The organism is Pseudoalteromonas sp. NCCP-2140, assembly GCF_023708065.1.
Taxonomy (GTDB): domain Bacteria; phylum Pseudomonadota; class Gammaproteobacteria; order Enterobacterales; family Alteromonadaceae; genus Pseudoalteromonas.
In genome coordinates this window covers 1-1489 of the sequence record NZ_BRCZ01000025.1, presented here as the reverse complement: position 1 = coordinate 1489, position 1489 = coordinate 1, and the positions used below count along the sequence as shown (strand labels likewise).

Here is a 1489-nt window from a genome sequence, read left to right as displayed (position 1 = left end):
CTAGTACTCTTTCACATATATTTTGATCAGTTGCCCCTACTTAAATTCAGGTAACTGATCTTTTTCAATCAATAATTCAATACTCCTGCTTTTTCCAGTAACTGATGTTATAAATTTCTTCTTCTTAAGAACTGAAATCATTGAATGAACACTTGAAGCTGCGGTTCCAAAGTAGCGCTCAAAATCACTTTCAGCAGGCGCAATCCCATTCACTTTTGTGTAGTAATAAATAAATGCTAAATACTGACCTTGCTTTGCTGTAAACAGTGGCGACTCTTCTTTATTCATAATGAACTTTTACCCTAATCAACGATCCTTTAACTCATATAAACTTACTTAATATTGTTATGAACCGAAAGTATATTGTTGAATTATCAGAAGAAGAAAAACAAGAATTAATAGACTATTGCAAAAAAGGCATGGTCAATGTTCGAAAGTACAAACGTGCTGCTATTTTGTTAAAAGCTGACCGTTGTAAATATACAACAGAGCAAATATGTGAAGCAGTTCAAGTGAGTTCTTCAACCGTATTTCGAGTCAAACGCCAGTTCGTTGAAGAGAATCTAGCGGCAGCTATGAATGAAGGTGCACGAAGTGGTGCAATGAGAAAAACCTCTGCGAAAGATGAAGCAACATTAATCGCCACAGCTTGTACTAGGCCGCCAACAGGTCACTCTAGATGGACATTATCTTTACTTGGAGAGCGATTAGTTACATTAACTGATTTAGATAGTATCTCGTATGAAACAATACGGAGACGTCTTAAAGAGAATGCACTAAAACCATGGCAAAAAAAGATGTGGTGTGTGGCGACAATGGATGCTGAATATATCGCGCGGATGGAACATGTGCTTGAATTGTATGCTGAGCCAGCAGATGAGTTAAACCCCATAATTAACTTTGATGAGGCGATGAAACAACTTGTAGATGATACTCGACCGGCACAACCAATGAAGCCGGGGCAGACTAAGCGGTTAGATTATGAATATAAACGTGTAGGTGTGGCCAACTTATTTGTATTCTTCGATCGCCATCGAGGGTGGCGGCATGTTAAAGCAACAGAAAGAAAGACGAAAATTGACTTTGCTAATTGTATGAGGGATTTAGTTGATCTCCATTATCCACATGCGAACAAAATAAAAGTTGTATTAGATAACCTATCAACTCATACAGAAGGAGCGTTATATAAAGCATTTTCTCCACAGGAAGCACGCCGGATTTTAAATAAACTAGAATTACATTACACACCAAAACACGCGAGTTGGTTGAATATGGTCGAGATAGAAATTGGTAATATGAATAAGCAATGTTTAGATAGACGTATAGCAAGTATGGAAGAACTAAAGACAGAACTCGCGGCCTGGGAATGGAGCAGGAATAAAGAAAGAACAAGTATAAACTGGCTATTTAATGTTGAATCAGCTCGTGAAAAACTTGAGAGGGCTTATGGTGCCCTCAACTAGTCAGAACTTGTGTGATGAAGTACTAG

The 1489-nt window shown here is 37.9% G+C and carries 2 protein-coding genes; one reads left to right on the top strand and one right to left on the bottom strand.

What is annotated here, in order from left to right; all coding sequences use genetic code 11:
- Window positions 1-36: 36 nt before the first annotated feature.
- A complete protein-coding gene (locus NFU46_RS20415) occupies window positions 37-288 on the bottom strand; it encodes a LexA family transcriptional regulator (RefSeq protein WP_251604506.1) in 252 nt (83 codons plus the stop codon).
- Between the two features lie 59 nt (window positions 289-347).
- Here NFU46_RS20415 and NFU46_RS20410 point away from each other — a divergent pair, with 59 nt between their 5' ends.
- Window positions 348-1463, top strand: a complete 1116-nt coding sequence (locus NFU46_RS20410) for an IS630 family transposase (RefSeq protein ID WP_251604503.1) — start codon at window positions 348-350, stop codon at window positions 1461-1463.
- The last annotated feature ends 26 nt before the right edge of the window (window positions 1464-1489 follow it).